This window comes from Gluconacetobacter brunescens, assembly GCF_048695475.1.
In the GTDB taxonomy this organism is placed as follows: Bacteria; Pseudomonadota; Alphaproteobacteria; order Acetobacterales; family Acetobacteraceae; genus Gluconacetobacter.
The window spans coordinates 155,337-177,070 of sequence record NZ_JBLHEN010000003.1; the positions used below are offsets into that span (position 1 = coordinate 155,337).

At 59.6% G+C, this 21,734-nt stretch carries 23 protein-coding genes and 3 pseudogenes; 14 read left to right on the forward strand and 12 right to left on the reverse strand.

All coding sequences use genetic code 11. The features are described 5' to 3' along the window. The first annotated feature begins 136 nt into the window (after positions 1–136). From ACMAUO_RS18855 to fdhD, 6 genes are all read left to right on the forward strand, one after another. Complete coding sequence (locus ACMAUO_RS18855) at positions 137–586, forward strand: nitrate reductase associated protein (protein WP_420358445.1); 450 nt, start codon at positions 137–139, stop codon at positions 584–586. Positions 587–690: 104 nt separating this feature from the next. Next, the gene (locus tag ACMAUO_RS18860) at positions 691–2,994 is read left to right on the forward strand and encodes an FdhF/YdeP family oxidoreductase (RefSeq protein WP_420358446.1); all 2,304 of its coding nucleotides are present in this window, start codon (positions 691–693) and stop codon (positions 2,992–2,994) included. Between the two features lie 96 nt (positions 2,995–3,090). Then, on the forward strand, positions 3,091–4,155 hold the full coding sequence (gene moaA, locus ACMAUO_RS18865; protein ID WP_420358447.1) for a GTP 3',8-cyclase MoaA: 1,065 nt from the start codon (positions 3,091–3,093) through the stop codon (positions 4,153–4,155). A 96-nt stretch (positions 4,156–4,251) separates the two neighbouring features. Continuing rightward, positions 4,252–4,851 carry an NTP transferase domain-containing protein gene (locus ACMAUO_RS18870; protein ID WP_420358663.1) on the forward strand — a complete coding sequence of 200 codons (600 nt, stop codon included), beginning with the start codon at positions 4,252–4,254 and terminating at the stop codon, positions 4,849–4,851. Positions 4,852–5,090: 239 nt separating this feature from the next. After that, entirely contained in the window at positions 5,091–5,255 is a 165-nt protein-coding gene (locus ACMAUO_RS18875) for a hypothetical protein (protein ID WP_420358448.1), read from the forward strand. A gap of 116 nt (positions 5,256–5,371) precedes the next feature. Then, on the forward strand, positions 5,372–6,175 hold the full coding sequence (fdhD, locus tag ACMAUO_RS18880; RefSeq protein WP_420358664.1) for a formate dehydrogenase accessory sulfurtransferase FdhD: 804 nt from the start codon (positions 5,372–5,374) through the stop codon (positions 6,173–6,175). 190 nt (positions 6,176–6,365) lie between these two features. Here the strand turns inward: fdhD and ACMAUO_RS18885 are convergent, their stop codons facing one another. Continuing rightward, positions 6,366–6,989: a YceI family protein gene (locus tag ACMAUO_RS18885; RefSeq protein ID WP_420358449.1), complete on the reverse strand. Its 624-nt coding sequence runs from the start codon at positions 6,987–6,989 to the stop codon at positions 6,366–6,368. A 30-nt stretch (positions 6,990–7,019) separates the two neighbouring features. Continuing rightward, positions 7,020–7,631 carry an FMN-dependent NADH-azoreductase gene (locus ACMAUO_RS18890; RefSeq protein ID WP_420358450.1) on the reverse strand — a complete coding sequence of 204 codons (612 nt, stop codon included), beginning with the start codon at positions 7,629–7,631 and terminating at the stop codon, positions 7,020–7,022. 168 nt (positions 7,632–7,799) lie between these two features. On the opposite strand from ACMAUO_RS18890, the gene ACMAUO_RS18895 reads away from it, so the two are divergent. Further along, positions 7,800–8,711: a LysR family transcriptional regulator gene (locus tag ACMAUO_RS18895; RefSeq protein WP_420358451.1), complete on the forward strand. Its 912-nt coding sequence runs from the start codon at positions 7,800–7,802 to the stop codon at positions 8,709–8,711. A 46-nt stretch (positions 8,712–8,757) separates the two neighbouring features. On the opposite strand, the gene ACMAUO_RS18900 is transcribed toward ACMAUO_RS18895, so the two are convergent. Both ACMAUO_RS18900 and ACMAUO_RS18905 read right to left on the reverse strand, forming a co-directional pair. Next, positions 8,758–9,009 (reverse strand): hypothetical protein, encoded by a 252-nt coding sequence (locus ACMAUO_RS18900; RefSeq protein WP_420358452.1) that lies wholly within the window; start codon positions 9,007–9,009, stop codon positions 8,758–8,760. Positions 9,010–9,197: 188 nt separating this feature from the next. Then, entirely contained in the window at positions 9,198–9,785 is a 588-nt protein-coding gene (locus ACMAUO_RS18905) for a TetR/AcrR family transcriptional regulator (protein ID WP_420358453.1), read from the reverse strand. Positions 9,786–9,859: 74 nt separating this feature from the next. Here ACMAUO_RS18905 and ACMAUO_RS18910 point away from each other — a divergent pair, with 74 nt between their 5' ends. Genes ACMAUO_RS18910 through ACMAUO_RS18920 form a run of 3 tightly spaced genes read left to right on the forward strand, consistent with a single transcriptional unit; the run spans position 9,860 to position 12,220 of the window. After that, entirely contained in the window at positions 9,860–11,140 is a 1,281-nt protein-coding gene (locus ACMAUO_RS18910) for an MFS transporter (protein ID WP_420358454.1), read from the forward strand. A gap of 22 nt (positions 11,141–11,162) precedes the next feature. Continuing rightward, positions 11,163–11,378, forward strand: coding sequence for an aldo-keto reductase family protein (locus ACMAUO_RS18915; RefSeq protein WP_420358455.1), 216 nt, complete (start codon positions 11,163–11,165; stop codon positions 11,376–11,378). Between the two features lie 2 nt (positions 11,379–11,380). Next, positions 11,381–12,220: a PhzF family phenazine biosynthesis protein gene (locus ACMAUO_RS18920; protein WP_420358456.1), complete on the forward strand. Its 840-nt coding sequence runs from the start codon at positions 11,381–11,383 to the stop codon at positions 12,218–12,220. A 289-nt stretch (positions 12,221–12,509) separates the two neighbouring features. On the opposite strand, the pseudogene ACMAUO_RS18925 reads toward ACMAUO_RS18920, so the two are convergent. Further along, positions 12,510–12,881, reverse strand: a pseudogene (locus ACMAUO_RS18925) (MFS transporter); the annotation flags it as partial. On the opposite strand from ACMAUO_RS18925, the gene ACMAUO_RS18930 reads away from it, so the two are divergent. Beyond that, on the forward strand, positions 12,865–13,605 hold the full coding sequence (locus ACMAUO_RS18930) for a beta-ketoacyl synthase N-terminal-like domain-containing protein (protein ID WP_420358457.1): 741 nt from the start codon (positions 12,865–12,867) through the stop codon (positions 13,603–13,605). The pseudogene ACMAUO_RS18925 and the gene ACMAUO_RS18930 overlap by 17 nt on opposite strands. Here ACMAUO_RS18930 and ACMAUO_RS18935 read toward each other — a convergent pair. Beyond that, the gene (locus ACMAUO_RS18935) at positions 13,580–14,215 is read right to left on the reverse strand and encodes a cysteine hydrolase family protein (RefSeq protein ID WP_420358458.1); all 636 of its coding nucleotides are present in this window, start codon (positions 14,213–14,215) and stop codon (positions 13,580–13,582) included. The genes ACMAUO_RS18930 and ACMAUO_RS18935 overlap by 26 nt on opposite strands. Before the next feature lie 130 nt (positions 14,216–14,345). Between ACMAUO_RS18935 and ACMAUO_RS18940 the strand changes: the two genes are divergently transcribed. Both ACMAUO_RS18940 and ACMAUO_RS18945 read left to right on the forward strand, forming a co-directional pair. Next, the gene (locus ACMAUO_RS18940; RefSeq protein ID WP_420358459.1) at positions 14,346–14,801 is read left to right on the forward strand and encodes a MaoC family dehydratase; all 456 of its coding nucleotides are present in this window, start codon (positions 14,346–14,348) and stop codon (positions 14,799–14,801) included. A gap of 2 nt (positions 14,802–14,803) precedes the next feature. Further along, positions 14,804–15,379, forward strand: coding sequence for a TetR/AcrR family transcriptional regulator (locus ACMAUO_RS18945; RefSeq protein WP_420358460.1), 576 nt, complete (start codon positions 14,804–14,806; stop codon positions 15,377–15,379). Here ACMAUO_RS18945 and ACMAUO_RS18950 read toward each other — a convergent pair. The 5 genes and pseudogenes from ACMAUO_RS18950 to ACMAUO_RS18970 form a co-directional block, all read right to left on the reverse strand. After that, a complete protein-coding gene (locus ACMAUO_RS18950) occupies positions 15,335–15,916 on the reverse strand; it encodes an RES family NAD+ phosphorylase (RefSeq protein ID WP_420358461.1) in 582 nt (193 codons plus the stop codon). The two genes, ACMAUO_RS18945 and ACMAUO_RS18950, sit on opposite strands and share 45 nt — an antisense overlap. Continuing rightward, on the reverse strand, positions 15,913–16,278 hold the full coding sequence (locus ACMAUO_RS18955; RefSeq protein WP_420358462.1) for an antitoxin Xre/MbcA/ParS toxin-binding domain-containing protein: 366 nt from the start codon (positions 16,276–16,278) through the stop codon (positions 15,913–15,915). The genes ACMAUO_RS18950 and ACMAUO_RS18955 overlap by 4 nt, the downstream gene beginning before the upstream one ends. A 515-nt stretch (positions 16,279–16,793) precedes the next feature. Then, positions 16,794–17,942, reverse strand: a complete 1,149-nt coding sequence (locus ACMAUO_RS18960) for a DGQHR domain-containing protein (protein ID WP_420358463.1) — start codon at positions 17,940–17,942, stop codon at positions 16,794–16,796. Further along, complete coding sequence (locus tag ACMAUO_RS18965; protein WP_420358464.1) at positions 17,942–18,811, reverse strand: HNH endonuclease; 870 nt, start codon at positions 18,809–18,811, stop codon at positions 17,942–17,944. Before ACMAUO_RS18965 ends, ACMAUO_RS18960 begins: the two co-directional genes overlap by 1 nt. Before the next feature lie 214 nt (positions 18,812–19,025). Continuing rightward, positions 19,026–19,919 (reverse strand): annotated as a pseudogene (locus tag ACMAUO_RS18970) (IS481 family transposase); the annotation flags it as partial. Between the two features lie 203 nt (positions 19,920–20,122). On the opposite strand from ACMAUO_RS18970, the gene ACMAUO_RS18975 reads away from it, so the two are divergent. Then, positions 20,123–21,103 carry an IS110 family RNA-guided transposase gene (locus tag ACMAUO_RS18975; RefSeq protein WP_420358665.1) on the forward strand — a complete coding sequence of 327 codons (981 nt, stop codon included), beginning with the start codon at positions 20,123–20,125 and terminating at the stop codon, positions 21,101–21,103. On the opposite strand, the pseudogene ACMAUO_RS18980 reads toward ACMAUO_RS18975, so the two are convergent. Further along, a pseudogene (locus tag ACMAUO_RS18980) lies at positions 21,048–21,175 on the reverse strand (IS481 family transposase); the annotation flags it as partial. The gene ACMAUO_RS18975 and the pseudogene ACMAUO_RS18980 overlap by 56 nt on opposite strands. Positions 21,176–21,734 lie beyond the last annotated feature (559 nt).

Sequence of the window (21,734 nt, forward strand, 5' to 3'; positions counted from 1 at the left end):
GCTTTCCTTCCGATCGGTGCATCCTTATAGCCAGTTGCGTGATGCTTTGTTTCGCGGGGTGACAGGCCCAAAGGGGGCATCGGGGACGGAATATTTTCTTCGTGAGACCAATAGGGTGAGCTCTGGATCAGCTACGATGATTTTCGATTTTGAAAGCGATTTCGCCGGTTCGCTCCGTTGTATCCCGATGATTGTGCGGCAGAAGCTCGACATCGTCGGAATCAAGCTCAGCCTGCGGCAATGGAGCCGTTTCACTCGGGATGAGCGGGGGAGGCTCACCGAGCTTTCTTGTGAAAGCTCCGATGCACAGGCCGCGTATCGTGCGCTTGTACTGCGCCTCGTTGAATTGCGCAGCGACGAGCCGGCGGTCTGGCTGGTAACGAAGAATTTGGGAGATTGGCAGGATGCGAACTGGATGCCCGAACCTGTCAAGGTGCAGGCGGCGGCGGTCGGTGTACCGCCGCCCACCCAGCAGCAATGGGCGGAGCTGACGGCTTTGCAGCGCTTTGCGCTGGTCAAACTTGCGCGATCGAAGCATGAGAACGAGAATTTTTTGCCGGCGATGAAGGAATTCGGAATCCTTTAATGGACGACGGTCTTCCGGTGACATAACGAAAGACCATCGCTGGATGTGGATTCCGGTGCCGGCGACACCTCCGCAACCCGGCCGCGGCCGACAGGGTTAAGACCATGAGCAAAGACAAAGAAGCCGAGTTCAAGCCCTACCATCACCCCGCCGGCGGCTGGGGGGCGGCCGGGGCGACCGCAAAGGTGCTCATGGAGCAGAGCGTGCTCGTCAAGGGCTCGCGTGGCCTGCTGTCGATGAACCAGCCGGGCGGCTTCAAATGCCCGAGTTGCGCCTTTCCGGACGCGGACCACCACAAGAAGCTGGAATTCTGCGAGAACGGTGCGAAGGCGCTGGCGCACGAGGCGACCAAGGCGCGGGTGACGCGGGAGCTTTTTGAAAAATACACCGTCACGGAGTTGATGGAGCGCAGCGACTACTGGCTGGAAATGCAGGGGCGCCTGACCGAGCCGATGCGCTATGACCCGAAGACCGACAAATACGTGCCGGTCGCGTGGGAGGACGCGTTCGCGCTGATCGGGCAGCATCTTCAGGCGCTCGACAGCCCGCACCAGGCGGAATTCTACACCTCCGGGCGCACCGCCAACGAGACGGCGTTCCTGTATTCGATTTTCATCCGGGAATTCGGCACCAACAATTTCCCGGATTGTTCGAACATGTGCCATGAGCCGACCAGCCGTGGCCTGATGCCGGCCATCGGCATCGGCAAGGGCACGATCGTCCTGGCTGACTTCGAACATGCCGAAGCGATCTTCGTCATCGGGCAAAATACTGGCACCAATTCGCCGCGCATGATGACCAACCTGGTCGACGCGCGGAAGCGCGGGGTGCCGATCGTGCTGATCAATCCGATGCCGGAACGCGCGCTGATCCGCTTCACCGAGCCGCAGGATGTGCTCCAGATGGCGACCTTCGGGTCGACGCCGATTTCCAGCGAATTCGTGCATGTGCGGATCGGTGGTGATCTTGCCATCTTCAAGGGCATGATGCGGGTGCTGTTCGAGGCCGAGGACGCGGGTGAGGCTGCCCTCGACATGGAGTTCATCAATCAGCACACGGCCGGCCTCGACGGCCTGCGTGCCGATGTGATGCGCTATTCCTGGGCGGACATCACGCGGATCTCCGGTGTGTCGGAAGAGCAGATCCGGCGGATCGCGGGGATCTATCAGAAATCCAGGGCAACGGTCATCTGCTATGGCATGGGGATAACGCAGCATCAGGAGGGATCGCGCCTGGTGCAGCAGATTGCCAACCTGCTCATGCTGCGTGGTAATTTTGGCAAGCCCGGTGCCGGCGTCGCACCGATCCGGGGCCATTCCAACGTGCAGGGCGATCGCACGGTCGGGATCGACGAGAAACCGACACAGGACTATCTCGATCGCGTTCGCGATGTGTTCGGGTTCGAGCCGCCGCGTGAGCAGGGCCACCATGTGGTCGAGGCGCTGGAGGCCATGGAAGCCGGCACGGCGAAAGTCTTTATCGGGATGGGCGGCAATTTTGCCCGTGCGGTTCCGGATACCGAGCGGTCTTATGCCGCGATGGCGAAGCTCAACCTGACCGTCGGGGTCGCGACGAAGCTGAATCGCGGCCATCTGATCCATGGCCAGGATGCGCTCATCCTGCCGGTGGTGGCACGCTCGGAGATCATCCGCACCGCGGCTGGCGAGCAGTTCGTGACCATCGAGGATGCCATGTCGAACGTGACGGCATCTCGTGGCGTGTTCGAGCCGGTAACGCAGGCTGTTCTGCCGGAAACGGAAATCGTCTGCCGCATGGCGATGGCGACCCTGCCGAACTCGAAGACGCCCTGGGACCTTTACATCCAGGATTATGGCCTGATCCGCGACAAGATCGCCGAGGTCTATCCCGCCATCTATGCGGACTTCTCGGAGCGGATCAAGGACCCGAAAGGGTTTCACCTCGACATCCCGCCGCGCCGCCGGGTCTGGAAGACGCCGAGCGGCAAGGCCAATTTCCTGCTGCTGCCGGGCCTGGAAGTGAACACGCCGGTGGAAGACACGGCTATGCTGCGTCTCGCGACGATCCGCTCGCACGACCAGTACAACACGACGATCTACAGCAACAACGACCGCTATCGCGGCGTCTATAACAACCGCCTCGTGATCTTCATGAACCGGGACGACATGAAGGACCGGGCGCTTGAGAACGGCGCGGTGATCGGGCTTGAGACCTATAGCAACGACGGGTATCGCCGCTATGTCGATGGTCTTACCGTCATCGACTACCCGATGCCGCGCGGTGCGATTGCCGGGTATTATCCGGAACTCAATCCGCTGCTGCCGCTCGACTATTTCGACGAGGTCAGCGGCACACCGGCCGCGAAGTCGATTCCGGTCAGGATCATACCCAGCGTAGCATCGGCGGTGCCGATGCGGTTCGCCGGGTAATAGCGTCCGGCAGAGGGATGGGTCTTCCCGACGACATGTCGGGACACCGTTCCGGCGGCGGGTCAGAATGTCAGCGGAGCAGGCGAAGCAGAAGTCATGAACGGCACCACGCCTCTTTTAGACCGGCTCGGCCGCCCGCTGCGCGATCTGCGCATTTCGGTGATGGACCGGTGCAATTTCCGCTGCCCGTACTGTATGCCGGAATCGACCTATCACGAAGGTTTTCACTTTCTGGCACCACGGGAACGGCTTGATTTCAATGAGATCGAGCGTGTGGCGCGGGCGGCGTCCGCGCTGGGCGTGACCAAGCTGCGCCTGACGGGTGGTGAGCCGCTTCTGCGACCCGGTCTGCCGGAACTGGTGGCGCGGCTGGCCGGCATTCCGGGTATCGAGGATGTCGCCCTCACCACGAACGGCGTGCTGCTGGAACGTCATGCCCCTATGCTGCGCGCGGCCGGACTAAGCCGAGTTACGGTCAGTCTCGACAGTATCAATCCGGCCGTTTTCGCGCGGTTGAGCGGCGGGCGCCCCGATCTGGATGCGGTGTTGGGCGGTCTTGAAGCCGCCCGCGCCGCCGGATTTCCCGGCGGTATCAAGGTCAATACCGTCGTGCAAAAGGGCGTGAATGACGGGGGTGTCCCCGAACTGCTCGCGTATTTTCGTCATACCGGGGTCGTCGTGCGTTTGATCGAATATATGGACGTGGGGAACCGCAACGGGTGGACACACGCCGATGTGGTGACTTCACGCACCCTGCTGGAGCGGATCGACTCCCTCTGGCCGCTGGAGCCGCTCTCTGCGCATTATCGCGGCGAAGTGGCCCGACGCTGGCGCTACAGGGACGGTGCCGGCGAGATCGGGTTTATTTCCTCGGTCAGCGCCCCGTTCTGCGGGGCGTGTTCGCGGGCGCGCCTTTCTTCGGAAGGGCAGCTTTTTACCTGCCTTTTTGCGACGAAAGGCACGGATCTGCGGGTGATCCTGCGTGATGGCGATCCCGGAGACGACGACGCGGCGCTCCGCCAGGCGCTTTCCCGGATCTGGCATCAGAGAACCGACCGATACAGCGAGGAACGCGGGGAGGGTGACCGGCCCGTACCTATCGCCACGACCGGAAACCGGGCGACGGCCGGGAAAATCGAAATGCACTATATCGGGGGGTGAAATGACTGGACGCAGACCTGCACTGGTCCGGCCCGACGATAGCGGCAAGGGGCGACGCATGGTGCAAGTTCCGTGACAGTCCCGCTTTACGGTCTAGTGCTTGCTGGGGGCGCTAGCCGCCGCATGGGGCAGGACAAGGCGGCTTTATCCTATGACGGGCATCCTCAGCTCGCCCGCGCGTTCGCTCTCCTTACTCCGCGTGTGACGCGGTCCTTCGTGTCCCTGCGTGTCGACCAGATGGATGATCCCCTTCGCCGTGCGTTGCCGTGTATCGTGGATACGCTTGCCTCGATCGGGCCCGCCGCCGGGCTGCTGGCTGCCCATGCCGCCTGTCCGGACGTGGCGTGGCTGGTCCTTGCCTGCGACCTGCCGTTGCTGGACGGCCTCACGCTCGATGCCCTGACCCAGGCTCGCGGAGATGATTGCTCGGCCGTCGCCTTCCGCAGTGAACATGACGGCGAACCGGAGCCGCTCTGCGCGATCTGGGAACCGGGAGCGCTGGAAACCCTTCGCAGGGAGATTTCGCACGGCAGGGGGAGTTTGCGCACGATCCTGGCCGGAGTGGGGAAGATCTTGCCGCCTCATACGCCCGGCGCGCTGGACAATATCAATACCCCGGCGGACCGCACGCGCGCCATGGCGAGGCTTGCCGGCGCTCGGGATGGAGCAGGGCAGGAGCATAAATGCCGCGGATAGAATTGGAATATTTCGCGCAGCTTTCCGGCGCGACCGGTCAGCGCACCGAGACACGGGAAACGGCCGCCCTGACGGTGACCGCGCTCTGTGACGAGTTGCGCGCAATATGGGTTCGCGCTGCGCACCTGTCTGCTGCGGGCGGAAGCGAGGGGCTTCGGCAGTTTCGAAGGCTGGGTCCGGCAGACCAGTGACGGCCGTCCGCCCTGGGGATCGCGTACGAGGCATATGCTCTGCTGGCCGTGACCGAGGGGCAGACGATCCCCGACGAGGCGCTGGCGCGTTTCGACATTATGGATGTCTTGGCTGCGCATCGCAGTGGTTATCTGCCGGTGGGGCGACATCGCGGTGTGGATCTGCGTTGCCGCTCCGCATCGGCATGCAGCGCTCAGCGCGTGCCGATCTGAAGCTGGAGCACTATGCCGGTAAGAAGGTCTGCTGGCTCGCCTGTCTTCGTAGTGAATAATAGTAGCCGGGGCGGTCCGGTACCGGCATTAGCCAGACCGAGGGAGAGTCCATGTCCATGGATGCGTTGTTTCGTGCTTTGACGGTGACGCCCCTTGGGCAGCCGGAGACGGACCTTGTTCTGAACGTCGCGAACGAGGTGCCCGTAAAGCTGGCCTTCAACGGAATCTTTCCGCACGGTGTCATGATGATGACGCCCGATCATCTGGAGGACTTCGCGTATGGCTACTGTCTGACGGAAAAGATCATCCGCTCTGCCGAACAGATACGCGCCGTCGTGGTCACGCAGGAGGATGACGGTCTTGCAATGGACGTCACACTCACCGGGGAGTGCCTGAGCGCCCTGCTCAAACGCCGTCCACGGGCTCAGACCGGGCATACGAGCTGCGGGCTTTGCGGCAGTGAAGACGTCCCTGCCGTGGAGACGGTCGGCGCCCGTGCGCTTCCACTGACGCAGACGATCACGGTGGGCGCGCTACGCAAGGCATTGAACGATCTCGATAGATGGCAGGAACTCAATGCCGTGACGCGCATGGCACATGCGGCGGCATGGGCGGATGGCGATGGGCACATTCAGATGATTCGGGAAGATGTCGGTCGGCATAACGCTCTGGACAAACTGATCGGAGCGCGCCTGCGGAATGGTTCTGCGATGCAGACAGGGTTCTGCCTGCTGACCAGCCGCTATTCATTCGAGATGGCGCTCAAGACCCTGCGGGCGGGTATTGCCATTGTCGCCGCCGTTTCCGCACCGACATATCGGGCTTACCGCCTCGCGGAGCTGATGAACCAGACGCTGATCGCCATCGCGCGCCGGGACAACCAGATCCTGTTCTGTGGCGGGGAGCGTATTGCTCAATGAAATGAGAGCGGATCGATGATGCAGTTGCTGTCTGCCGACGAACTTGTGCCAGTCTCGGGCTATCCGACGATGCCGAGGCACAAGGTGCGCTATTTCGAGCACGCTGGCCTGACCGCGTGTATCCTTCCGGCACCTGGGTTCAAGTCGCCACCATGTGTGGTGGGCAACACATGGCAGCGCTGCTATCGGTTTACTGCTGAAGCTCGAACGCGCCGGCGATCGTCAGCGTCACGGTGTCACCCACAAGCGGCACGTACTGCTTCACGCCAAACTGGCTGCGGGCAATCGTGCCGGTCGCTTCAAAGCCCACGGTGAACATCTTGTCGAGCGGGTTGGTCCCGCTGCCGACCAGACGGGCCTTGAGCGTGACCGGATGTTTCACGCCGTGCAGGGTCAGGTCGCCGGTGATGTTCGCGGTGTTCGCCCCGGTCCGGACAATGCGGGTGGATTTGAACGTCGCGTTGGGGAACTGGTCGGCATCGAACCATTGCGCGCCCTTCAACTCGCCATCCAGCTTCGGCACCGTGGTGTCGACCGACTGCACCGGAATCGTGACATCGAGGCTGCTGGCCGAAAGATGGGCGGGATCAATCGTAAGCGAACCGGATGCTCCCGTGAAAAAACCGGAGAAGTTGCTGAATCCCAGATGCGAGAGGGTGAAGCCGACCTGCGTGTGATAGGGCTCGACCTTGTAGGTGCCAGCCTTCACTGCCGACGGATCAGGGCTGGCAACCTGCTGGGCGGACGCCTGTGAAACCGCACCGAAGACGACCGCCGCCATCAGGGCAGACGTGGCGACATGAGCTTTGATCATGAAGAGTATTCCTGTGGGATAAACGGATTTTTAGACCGGAAGACCGACGATCTCGCCCTGGGCCTGCACGATGGCGGCGTCTTTTGCGTCCTGCCCCAGCGCCAGTCCTTCGGCGCGGATCCAGGTGACATCCGTCAGGCCGATGAACGCCAGGACCGCGCCGAGATATTTTTCCTGATGATCCAGGGCGGCAGCCGGGCTGTCCCCGGTATAGACCCCGCCACGGGTCGAGATGAGGAACGCCTTCTTGCCCTTCGGAAGCAGACCCTCGGGGCCGGCCGCCCCGTACTGGAACGTCTTGCCCGCGACGACCACGCGGTCGATCCAGGATTTGAGCTGGGCGGGAAGGGAGAAATTATACATCGGCGCGCCGATGACGACGATGTCGGCTGCCAGGAGGTCATCGATATAGCCGTTCCCGATCGCCAGATCGTCGGCGAGCGCGGCATCCGTTACCGGCGCCCCCTGGAAGGCCGCCATATGCGCTCCGGTCAGGTAGGGCACGGGATCGGCAGCGAGATCCCGATAGGTGATGGTGGCGTCCGGGTGCCCGGCCTTCTGCCGCGCGACGGTTTCGGCCGAAAGCTGGCGGCTGACCGAATAATCTCCGAGAATACTGGAATCGATATGCAGGATCTTCATCGTGGTCTTCTCCGTAGAGGAAGGGGACAGGGACTCTCTGTGGCGCCCTGAGAAGAGGTTTCTGATTGCCCTGAACATGGGTCAGCGTTTCTCATGGATAGATCCATCTATAAAGGCGCTATATTCCGATATATAATACCGGCAGGACCGATGGATCGAGGAGGCCCTATGCTGGATGGCGTATCACTGGATCAGCTGCGCACATTCATTGCGGCCAGTGATGAGGGCAGCTTCTCGGCGGCGGCCCGGATGCTGCACCGGTCGCAATCGGCGGTCAGTGAAATGATCGCCACCCTTGAGGCGCAGATGGGGATCGTGCTGTTCGACCGGACGAGCCGCTACCCGCAATTGACGGCCGCTGGCCGGGTGCTGCTGGCCGATGCGCGCGGCGTGGTCGCGAATGTGGATTTCATGAAGGCACGGGCGAAGGGCATGTCGTCGGGACTGGAACCCGAACTGTCAGTTGTGGTCGACGTGTTCTTCCCGATGGACCGCGTGACAGCCGTGGCGACCGAGTTCCGCGAGACATTTCCGCATACACCCCTGCGGTTGTATGTCGAGGCCCTTGGCGGCGTGTTTCAGCCGCTTCTCGATGGGCGAGCCAGCATCGGCATTGCAGGCCCCCTTCCCGATCTTCCCGCCTCCCTGTCCAGCGAAGCTTTGGGGGGCATCCATTTCATGATGGTGGCGTCCCGCGACCATCCGCTGGCGCAGATTGACGGCGTTATTCCCAAGGAAGAACTGGCGCGCCACGTCCAGCTCGTGCTGACCGACCGGACCGAACTGTCCGCTGGCAAGGAACGCGGCGTGATGTCTCCGCTGACATGGAGGCTCGCCGATCTCTATGCGAAGCACCATTTCCTTCTGGGTGGCCTGGGCTGGGGCGGGATGCCGTTCCACACCGTTCGGGCCGATATCGAAAGCGGTCGGCTGGTCGAACTCCGCGTCGAGAACATCTCCCAGGGCGGAGCCGACATGCCCATGACGGTCGTTTATCCCACGGCCGAGCCGCCTGGACCTGCCGGCCGTTGGCTTATAGACAGACTGAAGCTCTGCCGAGGTGGAAAAGCCGACCTGTGATTCAGATTTCCCTCTCCCTCATACTGTCGGGAAACTCTGGTCGATTTCACGGCGCTTCGACGCGGGATTTCAGGGCCTGGTTCATTTTGATGAATTCGGCCCGAACCGTCTCAACGTCATAGAACCAGAGCAGAACCCCGGCGAACGCTTCGCTCTGGCGGAACAATGTTCCATGGCCAGTTTGCGTGATCTCGAAATCATGCGTCCCGGTCGCCAATCTGGGCACCCCCCAACGGCAGCCAATCCACTGCAACCTCCGACCAGGCATGAGAGTGACGATCCAGGGATGAAACACCATTTCGCTCTCTTGTCTGTCGCCGGTGTGATCGCACTACAGATACAAGCGAGATGAGAACCGGTACGAGAAGAGCGGCAATTGAGACATTGTTGATCGACAGTTTCTGTTCGTTCCTCAGTAATCTTAGGTCTTCCCTCGGTGCGTCAAGATCTTACATAGATTCAACGGATGTCTCCTACATTTTCCGGTCAACTCTGGTGTGGAGTATCAAGCAGCAGCCGTGCCAGTTTCCCGGCCTGTGCCGCGGGTCCGGGAGAGAGAAAGACCTGTCCGCCGGTATAGGTGCCTTCCATCAACAGGATCAGGCCATCGGTCACCAGGTCGGGATCGTCTATGGGCAGGGTGCAGACTTTCTTCCTGACCCACTCACGGATCTCCTGTTTCAGGCGTGCAGCTTCTTGCCTTACGGGTTGTTCCGGTTCCGGATACTCGATGATCGCGTTGGTCAGTGCGCAACCGCGATAGCCTGGTTGAGCCGCCCGCCGCGCCAGGTCATCGAAATAGGCGAGAAGTTGTGCGCGGGGATCATCTGGATGATCGTGGCAGATCGCGTCAATCCGGTCCCAGAACGTCTGCTGATAGTCAGCCAGATACGCGGCCGTCAGCCCATCCTTGGAGTCAAAAGCGCGATAGAGGGAAGGCTTGGTGACACCCGCTCTTTGTACGATCTCATCCACACCAACGGCACGAATACCCTGATTGTAGAACAGATCGCGCGCCGAACTGCGGATTTTATCGGCAGCGCAGGGGCGGGAAACAGTTTTGTGAGACGACATTCCTGAACTCGCAGCTTGACGATGTTACCGATCGGTACCTAGGATCGGGATAACGGAACTTACCGGTCAGTAATATGAAGCCTTCGATACCCCGAAACAAGAGAACACAGCACCCGCACGTCTTCGTGCTGGTGGTGGGACTCACCTTTCTCTCGCTGCTGGTTTCCGCCGGTGTCCGCTCCACGCCCGGCGTGTTGATGATGCCGCTGCAGGACGCCCTAGGCTGGAGCCGCAGCAGCATTTCCATCTCCGCTGCCGTGGGGATCTTTCTTTATGGCCTTGTCGGACCGTTTTCCGCCGCTCTCATGCAGAAATTCGGTATTCGTCGCATCTTGATCGGCGCGCTGTTGCTGATTGGCCTGTCGGCATTGCTGTCACTGGGCATGACGCAGCCCTGGCAGTTCTTCCTGACCTGGGGTGTGCTGACGGGCTTCGGCACGGGTGCGGTGGCGATGGTGCTGGGCGCCACTGTGGTGAACCGCTGGTTCGTGTCTCGACGCGGCACGATCATGGGCCTGCTGGCCGCCAGCACGGCAACAGGTTCATTGCTTTTCCTGCCGGGTCTTGCTGCACTTGCCCATCGTTTCGGATGGCAGGCGCCTGTCATGGCTGTAGCTTCCACCACCCTGATACTGGTACCCCTTGTGGCCCTTTTCCTGCCCGAACATCCGGCTAATCGTGGACTGGTGCCGCATGGAGCGGAGCCGGATCATGAACCGCTGCGGTATACGGACCAGAACCCTTTACGCACGGCCATAACGGCCCTGCTGGCGGCCGCGCGGAAACGCGACTTCTGGTTTCTGTTCGCCACCTTTTTTGTCTGCGGCTTCACCACGAATGGACTGATTGGCACGCACTTCATCGCGATCTGCGCCGACCATGGCATCGAGGAGGTTCCGGCGGCGGGATATCTTGCCATGATGGGGATGTTCGATCTTGTTGGTACCACGCTGTCCGGCTGGCTGACCGACCGGCTGGATGCGCGCTGGCTACTGTTTTCCTATTACGGATTGCGAGGACTCTCGCTGATTGCGTTGCCATTCATTAATTTTTCGCCTGGAAGCCTGACGATTTTCGGGATTTTCTATGGTCTCGACTGGATCGCGACGGTACCGCCGACCCTACGTCTGTCCAACATGGCGTTTGGGGATCGGTCTGCTCCGATCGTGTTTGGCTGGATCGTGTTCGGGCATCAGATCGGGGCTGCCTGTGCCGCGTCTCTCGCGGGCGTGCTGCGACAGGCGCAGGGGAGCTATCAGGACATGCTTGTTCTGGCGGGGGCCGCCGGCGTGATCGCAGCGTTTCTTGCCGTGAGCATTGGCAATGGTCGCGCCCTGCAGAAGGCAGTGAGCTGACTGGATCATCAGGAGCAACGACATGGATTATGTAAAACGTGGCTCGACAGAAATGGATATTTCCCGTCTTTGTCTGAGCTGCATGACTTTTGGGGAACCGAATGCTGGTGACCACCCATGGACGCTTGGCGAAGCCGAAAGTCGGTCGATCATCGGGCGTGCGGTCGAACTCGGGATTAAGTTCTTCGATACCATAAATATGGCCGCTCGTGGGGCCGCCCGGGCGAAGGAACTCTGACAATGGAACTAACTTTCCGGCAGGTCGACGTGTTTGCCGCCGAACCCTTTCGAGGGAATCCGCTCGCCGTGGTCGTCGGGGCGGATGAATTATCCGACGCGCAGATGGCGCAGATCGCGAACTGGACCAATCTCAGCGAGACGACCTTTCTTCTCAGGCCGACGCATCCAGATGCCGACTATCGTGTGCGAATCTTCACACCAAAAACAGAACTTCCTTTTGCCGGCCATCCGACTCTTGGAAGTGCGTACGTTTGGCATTCTTTGGGTGGCGCTTCAAAATCTGGCGTCATCGTGCAGGAATGCGGTGCTGGTCTTGTCCCGGTTCGCAGGCATGAAGGCCGACTGGCCTTCTCCGCACCGCCGAGGCATCGCTCAGGCCCCGTCGGTCAGAACGACCTGAGACACGCCCTTGAGGGCTTGCGTCTGATGTCGGCCGACATTCTGGATGCGCAATGGGCGGATAACGGTCCCGGCTGGATGGTCCTGCGGCTGCGTGGTCGTGACGACGTTCTCGCTATTCGGCCAGAATGGAATCTGTTGCGGGGATTGATGGTTGGCGTTGTCGGAGCATGGAACCCCGTATCCGATGGGGCAGACGCCCAGTTCGAGATACGGGCGTTTGTAGGAGAAGAACAGGGCTGGGAAGATCCGGTTACGGGAAGCCTGAACGCGGGGATTGCCCAATGGTTGATAGAAAGTGGCCTCGCGCCGACGCGCTATGTAGCCAGCCAGGGCGCCGCATTAGGGAGAGCGGGGCGCGTATTTGTGGAGCAGTCAGACGGGGAGATCTGGGTTGGAGGCGTTGTCGTTCCCCACATTGTCGGAAGCATCGTCGTGTGAGTTGTGAAAATATGCCGCTAGTCCGCACTTGGCAGGAACAAAGGGAAATGCGGGCAGCTTGGCAGACATAGCAGACCGGCAAGATACGCCTCATGTCGGACATAAAGTGCTTATCCCTATATTCTTGAAAGCGGACATTCTCGGGTGCCCCCAATTCACGATCAGACAAGATCCCGTCACCGATTCGGGTGATGAGTAAAAATCCTCTGACACAAACCATCATTGGCATAAATTAGGTTATCCTTACCGAAACCGCGCGGTAATTCCACAACCCGTCTCCATCGAATTCTTAGTTCTCGCCCCCATGCCCTAGCCGGTGGCCAGGTCGAAATCCGTGGGACCGGGCTTGCCATGCGATCAGGAATCCAGCAGCAGCGAGCCCCGTCACAGCCCAGGGGAATGACGCTGCACCCCATGTGTCGAGCAGCGCGCCGCCCAGAAGGCCCCCGCCGGCTATGGCACTGTTCCAGGCGACGACATTCATCGACAGCGCGACGTCCACGCCATTCCCGGCCGCATCGGCGAGCTCCGTCTGGAGCAACGTCGCGGCCCCGCCGAATGTCAGGCCCCATATCGCGACACCGATCATGATCACCGCAGGCGATGCTGATCCGATGGCGAAAGCTCCTGCCACGACTGCGAATATGGCAAGATTGAGCAGTTTTTCTGGTGCCCGCGCGCTTTCCACGGGCTACAATGACACGCCCGAGCGGGCATCGCGTCCCTTCGATCAGGGCCGGGACGGCTTCGTCATGGGAGAAGGCGCGGGCATCCTCGTGGTCGAAAGCCTCGATCATGCCCTTGCTCGTGGTGCCGTCCCAATTGCCGAGCTGGTTGGCTACGGCACCAGTGCGGATGCCTACCACCTGACCGCAGGTCCGGAAGACGGATCGGGCGCGGCGCGCGCCATGCGCGCGGCGCTGCATCAAGCGGGTATCGCGCCCGAGGCGGTCGGCCACGTCAACGCGCACGCTACATCGACGCAGGTTGGTGATCGTGGCAAACTGGCGGCCATCCGTTCCGTGTTCGGGGAGCATAATGGCCCGATCATCAGTGCTACCAAATCCGCGACGGGCCATCTCCTGGGTGCTGCTGGCGGGATCGAGGCGATCTTTACAGCCCTCGCGCTGCGCGACCAGATCGCTCCGCCGACCCTGAACCTGCATGATCGGGACCCGCTCTCGGCCGGGCTGAACCTGGTGGGCCCCGAGGCCCGGCCGGCGAGCTTCGATTACGCCATCTCGAACGGGTTCGGCTTTGGCGGCGTCAATGCATCCGTCATTCTGCGGCGCTGGATCCCTGAGCAGCCTTCACCGGCGCGCTTGCGTTCCGCAGGCCCGCCGGCTTCAGGTCTGCCGTTCAGGCCGTTGCGGCCGATGCCTTGATGGCATCCACCAGTTCGGCCGTTGTCAGGATTTCGTGAGCGTATGTCGGGCCGTCGATATTGAGGGCCGCGTTATAGGCTTCGGAAGTCCGCGCGGCCGTGGCATCGCGGACCAGTGTGACATGGAAGCCGAGTTCCATTCCGATCCGGGCTGTTGCCTCAAGGCAGGTGTTTGCCAGCAGGCCCACGCAGATGATCTTCTCCTTGCCGTACCGCTTGAGCTGATGTTCCAGATCGGTGTTCGGGAAGCCGCTCGATGCCCAATGTTCGGTTGCAACGACATCGCCGGGTTGCACCTGAAAATCGTCATGGAAGGTGCCGCCCCATGTACCTTTGGCGAACGCCTGGCGCTTGCCGGCGCCGAGCTGGTAGGGCGAAGGATACTTCCAGTTTTCGTAGTCGCCCGGTTCCCATCGGTGATGGGGAACATGGTACACCTTGATGCCCGCTTCGCGGGCCGTGGCGACGATCGTGCGCAGGTTGTCGAGCAGGTTCAGCTCCTGCGCCATGTCCTTGACCCACGGCCAGAGCTTTCCTCCTTCGCTCAGGAAGTCGTTGTAGAAGTCGATGCACAGCAGCGCCGTGATCCGGGGATGGTAGGTTGGTGCCATAACTTCCGTCCTTTTTTGTCAGGGGACTCATCTCGCGGTCGCCCTTGTCATAATAGATAATAGGCATAATCTATTTTGGCGAGCTTTCTCCGCCGTGGCGGTCAGGGCACGCAGAACAGTGGAGATTGCAATGACTGAAACAGGGAAGAAGCTCTACCTCGAAGATCTGACTGTGGGCATGGAGTTCCGCAGTTCGGAATACGCACTCGACAGGGAAAAGATCGTGGCGTTCGCCTCGGAATTTGATCCGCAGCCTTTCCATCTGGACGATGCGGCAGCGGAAAACAGCTCGTTCAACGGACTGGCCGCCAGCGGATGGCACACCATGAGCGTGACCATGCGGTTGCTGGTCGAAAGCGTGCCATTCGGCAGCGGGCTGATCGGGGCCGGCGCGGAGCTGTCCTGGCCCGCCCCGACACGGCCGGATGATGTCCTGCATGTGTGGACGGAAATCATCGACATCCGGCCATCCCGCTCCAAGCTGGATCGGGGCATTGTTGTTATTCGTTCCCGCACGCTCAATCAGCACAACGAATTGCGGCAGGACGTCACGGCAAAGATACTGGTTTTCAGCAGAGAGGTTTAGAAATGGGGCGTTCCTCGCAGGAACAGGCTATTCAGAACCGGGCGAACATAGTCGAGGCGGCCAGCCGCCTTTTTCGCCAGCACGGCGTCGATCATGTGTCGGTCGCCGACATCATGGGCTCGCTCGGCATGACGACGGGCGGCTTTTACAAGCACTTCACGTCTAAGGATGCCCTGGTCGCCGAGGCATTCGCACTTGCCTTCAGGCAGTCGGCGGCCTCATGGCGGAAAGTCTCGCAGCAGAATGGTGCCGGAGCGATCGTGCATCATTATTTCCGCAAAAGACCAGCCGAGCAGAACTGTCCCATTCTGGCGTTCGCCCCGCATGTCGAGACAGAGAATGCAGCCGGGCAGTGCGTGCAAGCCTACACCAGAGGCGCGGAAACGCTGTTCGCGCAGTTTCTCGATCACATGAAGCCGGCCGCGGACGGTACGACTGATCCGCAAGCCGGCCAGGATGCCGAGATCCTGTTTGCGGCAATGGTCGGCGCGAGGCTCCTGGCCGACGCCACGGGTGATTCAGAATGGGCAAAATCAGTCGAAGGGGCCGTGCAGGGGGCTGTCAGCCGCCTTCGTTAATCCCACACCACGGCGAGCGCCAAGCCGCGGTCCTGCCGATATGAGAGCAAGGAAATCGTCGTCAATGACAGTCACGCGGGAGGGAGGATTGCCTGACCAATTCCAGAAGACGAGATTTTTGTCATTTTCCGTCGCTCCCGGGGCAAAGCTTGGGACGATAATGCCAGCCATCCCGCCGGTTATGAGCGTCTTTGCCAGCTCCCATGACGGCGGCGTCTTGCCTTGGTCGGCAAGGTCTTCCCAGGGACAGGCGAGGGCGAAGGAGGAGAAACCGAGATTATCAAGATTGGACGGATCGGTCAGATCGAGGACTGGCTCACTATCGACATCATAGGCACAGATGGTCAAAGGCTGCGGCTTGAATGGAAAACCCTGCTGGGCTTCAAGCCAGGCTGTCTCCATCCGAAGTGAGGTGTAAAGGGCGGGTGTGCCGACTGGATTGAACCGACCTCCATGAAGCGCCGCACCATCGGCTGATAATGGGGTGAAAGACCAGCGGGGATTATGAGCCCGGAATACCCGTCCGTTGAGCCTCACGCGTAACCGCCGATCGCAATCCGATCCAGGTAGCGCCGGACGGCATCGGCGCGTCCTTCTCGGACGAGCGCCTCGGCAGTCTGATCACCGAAGGAGGGCAAGGGTTGTGATCGATACCAGGCAAAAGCCTGCTGGGCTGAACCGGCCCATGGCCGGACGCGATTGAGGATCTCGACCATGTCGCGCAGCCTCGCCTGGGTGGCGGGGCGGCGGAGACGGGCGCTTTTGCAGACGGCGTCACGCGACAGGCCCAGTGTTGCCGCCAGTTCACTCCTCGTGATGTGCAGCATGTTGCTCAGTCGTTCTGCCGCGATCAGCCCGGACGGATCGAAGGCGTCGGAGAGGAATGTGGTCTCAGACATGACACATTGCCTCATATATTGCCCGCATTATGGGATCATATATGAGGCAGAATGCCTATGACAAGGATTCCAGTTGGATATGCCCATGCGCTTTGGCATGGTGACTCTGTCACGCAGCGAGACGGGGTATCTCGCGGTCCACCAATCGCAAGTATCGTTGGTTGTCTTCCCCCGCAACCATGAAACACAACAAAAACCCCACGAAACCATAAGGTTCGTGGGGTTTTTCTTTGGGCGGATGACAGGGTGAAAATAAATGCCAACAAAATCAATGGTATAATTTCGCAGGTTCAAATCGAGTGCAACTTTACCTGCAACCAGTTGCGATATACGCGGGGACCGCCCAAGATAGAAATCGGGATGGTGCTGCAAAGCGGTGCTTCAGACATTGAGTTGACAACCCAATCAGTTGCGGCCGTTCTGAGGCGCTGCGCGCTAGAGAACTGGAAGAGATCGAGGGCCTCCTTCGACGAGTTACGGTCTTCGCGGCGGAACTGAAAAAGAGAGGCGCCTCACTATTCCGGTGCTGGCGCACCGCCGCCCTCAGACAAGCGCTGTTGGAGCCACGTGCGGCTAATGACCTTGAGGCCCTCATGCCACGGTTCGTTGTTGGCGATATTGAATGACAGTGCTTCAAGGTCTGCCATCACAAGATCGCGGCCTGCACGAGTATCATAACTGGTACTGGCCCATTCTGCCTCGAAAAATTGCGGGTCCAGCGTTGCGAGGACGTCTCTTGTCACATCGCGGACCTTGTCCGGATCGCCGGGATCAACCTGATCGCGCAGGCGTGGGTTTCTAGCCCAGGTCTTAATAGTAGAGCACACAAACTGCGTCATGCAGGTCATGCCGACCTTTGAGAGCAACTTGCTGTTTGCGACGAAAAGGTCAGTCCACTCTTCCTTAATCACCGTCCACATAGCGATCAGGAACGCATTCAGGCTGTCGAGGTCTTCGAGTTCGCCGAAGCCAAGAGACTTTGCTTCAGACGCCATCGCCTCGATCGCCGCAGGCACGACGATGCGCTGCTCAGGAGGATTGTTCGGCCATGCGACCATTCCCCGAAACGGGCTATCTGGGTCTTCATCCAGCACGCCCACCGAACCTAGGTTGGTATTCAGCGCTAAGCGCGCGCTCTTAAGCCTGGCCTCTAGTTGATCATCGGCATAGTTGAGCGCAAGCGCGCGAAGATGATCCGGCGGAACCTTTGCAGACTTGTTATTGATCACCAAAAACTGGAAGGCCATTTCCAGATCGGATGCTTCGATGAGTCCGACCACCGGTATGACGGTGTTTGGATCGACAGCCTCTAGTCCGCGCATACGGTGTTGACCGTCGATGATGAGGCCGGGATGAGGCTGCCCCTCGTGCGTTTCAAATCGCAGTTTTCGGACGACCCCGTCGCCCTCAATCACAACACCCCGAAGACCAATCACGATGGCTGTTGGAATAGTGTTCGAAGGATTATCAGCAAAAAACCGTCGGATGCTTGCGATGCGACTTTTCTTCGGCTCTCGCTGTGGCGCCAAGCGGTTATCTGGTCCGAGCCGATCTACGTCGGCCCACTGCGACACCTGACCTGCAGGCGCGTGAAACATCGCCAACAACGGGCCAGAACCATCGACTCGCTGGTGAAACACGAAGGCATCGTATTCATACCGCATCAGTTTGGCATCCAGTCTACGCTGGTGCGAGCCGCATCATGGACCCGCAAATTAAAAAAATCATATCCCTGATCATCATCAATCCGCACTGGGTCTTCGCGCGGACCGATGGCGAGAAGGGCGTCCTTGAGAGAACTACCATTGATTTGCGCATATGACATCGCGGCTCGGATGTGGAGCGCTACCTTAACTTCGCGCGGCAGACTCCTCAGTCCACTCGCCTGGTCGATGTCAGAGAAAACTATCGGTTGGATCCACGCCATCTGCCACGCAGCAATATGGCTTTTGGCGCTATTACACTGCGGACAGGCAGGCAGGAGGTTCTCCAGTACAGTGTCACCTCCGAGTGCTCGCGGCCAGATGTGGTCTGCCGTGGCCATAAGCCCATCCGGACCTGGCGCGTCCTCATAGGCAACCCCGAACAACCGGCTGCAACTATAGCAACTGGCGGGACCGCTTCGGATGACAGCGCGTTTGAGCGTGGGGTTCGGATTTTTGTGCATCTGCTCGGCGCTCGTCAGTACTTCTTGCACAAGTTCGCTGAAATCACCGGTGTAGTGGAGCGGGGTCAACTCTATAACGTCGCAAATCCGGGCGCGCAGTTCCTTGGCCTGCTGCTCGCGGTCTAGCGGCAATTCCTCGCGAACGTCGTGTGCCAAGCGGAGCAATCGTTGCTGCAGGTGAAGCACCGAAGCGCCTACGAAGAAGTTGGTGAGATTGCCGTAGCGCCGGCCCATCAGCAAATTTGCGCCCTGTAGGGTATCCGCGAGAATCTGCCATTCGTCGTGTCGGTTCAACAGCAAAAACAACAATCGTTCACCGGCGGTCGTCGCGATCCATGGTGCGCGGCCTGACAGCAATTCGATCACCAAGCATATCTCCAAGGGGTCTACCTCAGAGACTAACCCATCTGAAGATTCGACGCCATCGCGCACCTGGTGCTCTGGACGAAAAGAGCATTTAAATAACAAAATCGTCGCATATTATGTGAATTAAATGTTGAATTTAATGCGGAATAATGTTAAAATATGCGCAAGAAATGACTTTTTTGTCGAAATCGGTGCTGCTTGTGATGGTCAGATTCTAGGTGTTTAGTCCCAGGGTTTGGTGGTGCGGATCTGAGATGAATCGTGATGGCTCTTTCTGCCATTGCTGACAAATGAATTCGTATGGAGTGAGACCCCGCAGGGTCTTGAGCCTGCGGGCGAAATTGTAGGCGGCAAGAAGTCTGCGAGGTGCTGGCGCAACTGGTCATGCGTTTCATAGTAGAAGCGCTTGACGGTGGCGATCCTTGATCGTGCGGTTCATCCTCTCGACCTGACCATTCGTCCAGGGATGTTTCACCTTCGTCAAACGGTGCTTGATGTCGTTTTCGTCACAGACCCGATCGAAGATGTGGTGGAAGGCATACGTGTCGCAGGCTCGATTGGTGAACTGGATGCCGTTGTCGGTCAGTATCGTATGGATTTTATAGGGAACGGTCTCGATCAGGCGTCGAAGGAACTGAACTGCGACCATTTTGCCCGCTTGCTGATGAAGTTCGACATAGGCAAACTTGCTGGTCCGATCAATGGCGACAAGCAGGCGCAGTTTGCCCTCTGCCGTCTGCACCTCGGCGATATCAATGTGAAAGTAACCGATCGGGTAGCTCTTGAACTTCGCACGCTTCGGCTTGTCGCCTTCGGTATCGGGCAGACGGGAGATGCCGTGACGCTGAAGGCAGCGATGCAGCGAAGAGCGCGTCAAGTGTGGGATCGTCGCCTGTAGCGCGTAAAGGCAATCGTCCAGAGGCAGCAAGGTATGGCGGCGGAACGCCAGGACGATCGCTTCTTCCTCGATCGATAGGACGGTTGAAGACGGCACCTTCGGGCCGGTGCGTCGATCTGACAGACTGTTCCGGCCCTTCCATTTGGCGACCGTCTTCGGGTTGATCCCGTAGCGCTTCGCCAGAGCCCTCAGGCTCTCTTGACTATGCTTGTCTTATAACTTTTCCCGTCGCCTTTGTGCGATGAAGGATCGTTGCTGCGGGACGGCCGTCCCGCAGCAACGGGAAGGGAGCGGATCGGTACTATGTTGGCTATAATGAGCCGGGATACAGTATGATCGCCCCTTCTTTTCCTTGTGCCCTGAACGGATACCCGAGGTCTGGCCTCGAATGACAAGCATAGGACATGGAGAAGATGACGCATCCTCTTGTGACGTCCAAGCCCGAATTGCACCCCGCGTCGATTACGATCGGAATCGACGTTTCCAAAGATCATCTCGATGCCGCCCGTTATCCCAGCGGAGAAACTGTCCGTGTCACCAACACGCGTAAGGGACAGACAGCTCTGCTGCGTTGGATCGGCGATATCCAGACCGTAACCCGGGTGGTGTTCGAAGCGACCGGCCCCTATCACCGGATGCTGGAAGAACGTCTCGCATTGATTGGCTTGCCGATGGTCAAAGTCAATCCACGTCAGGCACGTCGGTTCGCTGAGGCTGCCGGCAGACTGGCCAAGACTGATCGCGTCGATGCAATCATGCTAGCCCGCTACGGCGCACTTCTGGAGCCGATTATACGCCCGGTTCGATCAGATTTGCAGAACCGCCTCGCCGAACTGGTAGCCGCCCGCCGCAGCCTGATGCGTGACCGCACGGCGACGCTCAATCGCCTCAAAACCCTGACGATCGATTTGCTGAAACGCCACGCGCGTCATCGGCTGCGGCAGATCGAGGCGCAGGTCGCCTCCCTCGACGCAGCAATCGAAGCGCTTGTAGCAGAAGACCCAAACCTGTCCCGGCGTCGGGACGTGCTCGCCAGCATTCCGGGGCTTGGCTTGGTTACTGCGCATGCGCTGCTGGCCGACATGCCCGAACTCGGTACAATGGAAGAAGGTCAGGCCGCATCGTTGGCCGGACTCGCCCCTGTAACCCGTCAATCCGGCGCCTGGCGGGGGCGAAGCTTCATACAGGGCGGACGTGCTCCCTTGCGGCAGGCGCTCTATATGCCCGCCATGGCGGCCATGCGATTCAACCCGGATCTCAAGCGCGTTTATGACAGGCTGAATACCAAGGGAAAACACGCCAAGATCGCCATTACCGCCATCATGCGAAAGCTCGTTATCCTCGCCAACGCGCTGCTCCGAGATAACCGGCTCTGGACGCCAAAAGCCGCTTGATCACCACGGATACTGTATCGCTCGACGGACTGCCGCTGTCGTCGTGGCGCTCCCGTGGTGAACCTGGCCCATAGCGCATCCTTCCACTCATGTGAAAATAATGCACCACCAAACCCTGGGACTAAACACCTAGTCGAAAGCGAAAAAGGGTGCGCTGCCATCTGGTGCGAGCGCTTTCGTCTCCCGCGATGACTCGCGTGGCTGTGGATGTCTCTGAAAAGTGGTCGTGTTTTGCGCGGTCGTTGAAATTTGTGGTGGGAGAACTGTAGGCAGGGCGCTGTTTCTCAAAAATGCCAAGTTTCTTTAGCTGTTCGCGCTGCATAATGATGCATAAATCTGATTGAATATCTTGTCATCTGCCAGTTTTATATGCGCCATTGCTATTGAAAAAAAGGTCATAAGTAGCCCTTTTGGCATAGGCGCCTATCGCATTTTTCGCATTCTGTTTCTGGGCATATTTTCCAATTAAATGTGGAAAATGGAATCGCCTTGCTGTAGGGATAAATGAGAGGGAGAAGCGCTGAACCGTGACCGTCGTCATTACCACCTGTACCAACCGCAAGCGAAAAGCGATTGCCAACGACCTTCGTATTTGCGCGGTGGCGCCCGCAGGGCTTGTCGATGTGGCTGG

What these genes read in the sequence shown, in the direction of transcription:
- ACMAUO_RS18860 (WP_420358446.1), top strand. Translation starts at nt 691, where the DNA reads ATGAGCAAAGACAAAGAAGCCGAGTTCAAGCCCTACCATCACCCCGCC.
- ACMAUO_RS18885 (WP_420358449.1), bottom strand. Translation starts at nt 6,989, where the DNA reads ATGATCAAAGCTCATGTCGCCACGTCTGCCCTGATGGCGGCGGTCGTC.
- ACMAUO_RS18960 (WP_420358463.1), bottom strand. Translation starts at nt 17,942, where the DNA reads ATGCGGTATGAATACGATGCCTTCGTGTTTCACCAGCGAGTCGATGGT.
- ACMAUO_RS18935 (WP_420358458.1), bottom strand. Translation starts at nt 14,215, where the DNA reads ATGGCACCAACCTACCATCCCCGGATCACGGCGCTGCTGTGCATCGAC.
- ACMAUO_RS18955 (WP_420358462.1), bottom strand. Translation starts at nt 16,278, where the DNA reads ATGTCTGAGACCACATTCCTCTCCGACGCCTTCGATCCGTCCGGGCTG.
- ACMAUO_RS18920 (WP_420358456.1), top strand. Translation starts at nt 11,381, where the DNA reads ATGGAACTAACTTTCCGGCAGGTCGACGTGTTTGCCGCCGAACCCTTT.
- moaA (WP_420358447.1), top strand. Translation starts at nt 3,091, where the DNA reads ATGAACGGCACCACGCCTCTTTTAGACCGGCTCGGCCGCCCGCTGCGC.
- ACMAUO_RS18855 (WP_420358445.1), top strand. Translation starts at nt 137, where the DNA reads ATGATTTTCGATTTTGAAAGCGATTTCGCCGGTTCGCTCCGTTGTATC.
- ACMAUO_RS18905 (WP_420358453.1), bottom strand. Translation starts at nt 9,785, where the DNA reads ATGTCGTCTCACAAAACTGTTTCCCGCCCCTGCGCTGCCGATAAAATC.
- ACMAUO_RS18915 (WP_420358455.1), top strand. Translation starts at nt 11,163, where the DNA reads ATGGATTATGTAAAACGTGGCTCGACAGAAATGGATATTTCCCGTCTT.
- ACMAUO_RS18975 (WP_420358665.1), top strand. Translation starts at nt 20,123, where the DNA reads ATGACGCATCCTCTTGTGACGTCCAAGCCCGAATTGCACCCCGCGTCG.
- ACMAUO_RS18910 (WP_420358454.1), top strand. Translation starts at nt 9,860, where the DNA reads ATGAAGCCTTCGATACCCCGAAACAAGAGAACACAGCACCCGCACGTC.
- ACMAUO_RS18930 (WP_420358457.1), top strand. Translation starts at nt 12,865, where the DNA reads ATGGCAAGATTGAGCAGTTTTTCTGGTGCCCGCGCGCTTTCCACGGGC.
- fdhD (WP_420358664.1), top strand. Translation starts at nt 5,372, where the DNA reads ATGGATGCGTTGTTTCGTGCTTTGACGGTGACGCCCCTTGGGCAGCCG.
- ACMAUO_RS18890 (WP_420358450.1), bottom strand. Translation starts at nt 7,631, where the DNA reads ATGAAGATCCTGCATATCGATTCCAGTATTCTCGGAGATTATTCGGTC.
- ACMAUO_RS18900 (WP_420358452.1), bottom strand. Translation starts at nt 9,009, where the DNA reads ATGGTGTTTCATCCCTGGATCGTCACTCTCATGCCTGGTCGGAGGTTG.
- ACMAUO_RS18945 (WP_420358460.1), top strand. Translation starts at nt 14,804, where the DNA reads ATGGGGCGTTCCTCGCAGGAACAGGCTATTCAGAACCGGGCGAACATA.
- ACMAUO_RS18895 (WP_420358451.1), top strand. Translation starts at nt 7,800, where the DNA reads ATGCTGGATGGCGTATCACTGGATCAGCTGCGCACATTCATTGCGGCC.
- ACMAUO_RS18940 (WP_420358459.1), top strand. Translation starts at nt 14,346, where the DNA reads ATGACTGAAACAGGGAAGAAGCTCTACCTCGAAGATCTGACTGTGGGC.